Source organism: Micrococcus sp. 140720015-1 (assembly GCF_053627595.1).
The window spans coordinates 1-2,604 of record NZ_JBSEYC010000011.1 but is presented as its reverse complement, the minus strand read 5'-3'; the positions used below and the strand labels follow the sequence as shown (position 1 = coordinate 2,604).

The following is a 2,604-nucleotide window of genomic DNA, read 5'->3' as shown; positions in this document are numbered from 1 at the left end:
TTCACGGTAGCGTCGGCTCAGCTCCGTAGCTATATCTCAGTAGCTCTCGCATATGACAAGCTTCGCCGCTGGCGTTTACGTAGCGTGCGGCTACGGTCTGCGAATGTGGTGGTCCGTTGTGGTCAGTAGGCGACGGAGAACCGTGTCCGGTGGTGGGTTGGCCGTTCGATCTCGTCGACGATGGCCAGGGCGAGGTCGTCGCCGGAGATCTCGGAGACGCCGTGCTCGTCGCGCAGGAGGATGTCGCTTGCGACGCGGTAGTGGCCGCGGGCGGTGCCGGGAGCGTGTTTGCCGAAGTTCTCGGCGGGGCTGATGAGGAACCAATCGAGGCGTTCGTCGTCGTTGGCGCGGAGGTCGTCGAGGGCGCCAGCAAGCTCAAGGGATTCGGGCTTGGCAACCTCAGGGAAGTCGGGAGTGTCGACCAGGCGCGGCCCGTCCTGCGTGATGAGCAACGAGCCTGCCCCGCCCATCACCCCGAGTCGTACGCCCTGTTCCGCGGCGAGTCGTGCCGCAGCGGAGAGGAGGACGCGGAGGCGGCCTTCTCCGGCGAGGCCGCCGTGGGTGGACAGGGCGGAGATGACGACATCGGTGTTCTCGAACGCCGAGGCGAGAAATGCCTGGTCTTGCACGTCGCCGGCTCGGTAGTCGACACCTGGGGTCTGGTCGGTGGGGATGGAGCGGCTGAACGAGACGACCTGGTGGCCGCGCCGGGCGGCTTCGCGGACGATGCGGCTTCCGGCGTAGCCGGTGCCGCCGAGGACGTGGATGCGAGTCATGAGCTGGTTCTCCTTTGGGCTGATTCGGATTATGGCGGGTGGTTCAGGCGGTCTGCTCGTCACGCGACCGGAGTGTGAGGACGAGGTCTTGCGAGGAGGAGGCCGAAGAGCGCGATGAGTGCGACGGCGAGCATGGTCAGGCCTAGCGGCACCGCGGTGTCCTCACCGGCGATGCCGACCAGGGCGGCGACGACGCCGGCGAGGGCGAACTGCACCGCGCCGAGGATCGCCGAGCCTGAACCGGTCGCGGCGGCGGACACGGCGGCCATGGCAAGCGCGGTCGCGTTGCCGAACACCAGCCCGAGCGGAGCGATCGCGAAGAACAGCGGCACCATGAGCAAGACAGCAGGTGCCCCGGTGAGGGTGAAGGCAACGATTGTGGCCACTGCGGCCAGGCTGATCGTCAAGCCGGTGAGGGCGAGGCCGCGCAAGGAGCAGCGTCCGGCGAGGCGGGCGGCGATGGTGGTGGCGATCATCAACCCGATCGCGTTGATCGCGAACGCGATCCCGTAGGCGGCCGCGCTGAGACCGATCATCTCCTGGTAGACGAACGGTGAGGCTGAGATGTAGGCCATCATGATCGCCATCCCGAACGCATACGCGGCCATGTTCCCCAAGTAGGCCCGTGAGAAGAGGCCCTTCCACCCGCCCGGTTCAGTCGCGTACGCACGCCGGGTACGGACGTCGCGAGGCAGGGATTCGCGTACGAAAACGAGCACCGCGACCAAGGCGAGGACGCCGAGGGCGGTGACGATGCCGAGCAGGCCCCGCCACCCGATGGGCTCGGCTAGGGCGCCCCCGGCGATTGGGGCGATGATCGGGGCGATCCCGCCGATGAGCATCATGATGCTCAACGCACGTGCGGCTTCGGCTCCGCGGGCGCGGTCGAGGATGATCGCTCGGCCGATGACCATCCCCGCCGCTCCGCCGAGGCCCTGCAGCAGTCGGGCGGTCACCAACAGTTCGACACTGCCTGCGAGGGTGGCGGCGAGGCTGGCGGCGACGAAGAGCACCGCCCCGAAGATCAGCGGCAGCACCCGCCCGACCCGGTCCGACCACGGTCCGAACACCAGTTGCCCCGTCCCTGCCCCGATCAGGAACGCCGTCAGCGAGAGCTGCACCCCGGTCGCGGTGGTCGACAGCTCTAGGCTCATCGCCGGGAACCCGGGCAGGTAGAGATCGATCCCGAAAGAGGCCAGCCCCATCAGCAGCGCCAGCGTGAACAGCAGCCCGCCACCGATGGCCTTGCCTGCCGTCGCGACAGGACCGGTGCCTGCTCGCTGCTCCGTGTCCGTCACCCTCGCACCAACTTCCTCTCAAACTAAAGCTATAAAAACAACGCTATGATATCATAGGCACACACTGAGGAGGAGAACTGCATGAGTCAACCTGTGTCAACCGGGTCCGATCCGTTGGTCCAGCTCGCGGATGCGGTGCTGCACGTCGAGCGGAAGCTGCGCGCCTACCCGCTGCAGGACCCCGCCGTCGCCCCGTTGTCTCCCCTGGAGTGCCTGGTGCTGCTGCACATCGACGCCCACCCCGGTGCGGCACCGTCAGGACTCGCATCCAGCCTGTCGCTGACGTCAAGCAACACGAGCACCGCACTGCGAGGCCTCATCGAGAAGGGGCAGGTCGAGCGCCGCCCGAACCCGGCCGATCGCCGCGGGGCGAGGCTGCATCTGACCGAGGAAGCCGAGCAGTCTGTGAGGATCGTGCGGAGCATGTACCGGGATCTTCTTGGATCACTTGGCCTCCCGGCCGAGGATGTCCTGACCACAGTCCGCACCCTGCACGCCATTGACAGTGCGCTGGGTGACCCAGCACGGAG

The 2,604-nt window shown here is 67.3% G+C and carries 3 protein-coding genes; 1 reads left to right on the top strand and 2 read right to left on the bottom strand.

From position 1 onward, the window contains the following. Positions 1-122 precede the first annotated feature (122 nt). Together ACUXPL_RS11995 and ACUXPL_RS11990 are read right to left on the bottom strand one after the other, a co-directional pair. Positions 123-776, bottom strand: a complete 654-nt coding sequence (locus ACUXPL_RS11995; protein ID WP_180536739.1) for an NAD(P)-dependent oxidoreductase — start codon at positions 774-776, stop codon at positions 123-125. A 59-nt stretch (positions 777-835) separates the two neighbouring features. Next, complete coding sequence (locus ACUXPL_RS11990) at positions 836-2,074, bottom strand: multidrug effflux MFS transporter (protein ID WP_454184029.1); 1,239 nt, start codon at positions 2,072-2,074, stop codon at positions 836-838. A gap of 81 nt (positions 2,075-2,155) precedes the next feature. Between ACUXPL_RS11990 and ACUXPL_RS11985 the strand changes: the two genes are divergently transcribed. Then, a partial coding sequence (locus ACUXPL_RS11985) for a MarR family winged helix-turn-helix transcriptional regulator (protein WP_454184027.1) occupies positions 2,156-2,604 on the top strand: 449 nt, incomplete at its 3' end.

Excerpts from the sequence above, each read along its gene's own strand:
- ACUXPL_RS11995 (WP_180536739.1), bottom strand. The coding sequence starts at position 776 with ATGACTCGCATCCACGTCCTCGGCGGCACCGGCTACGCCGGAAGCCGC.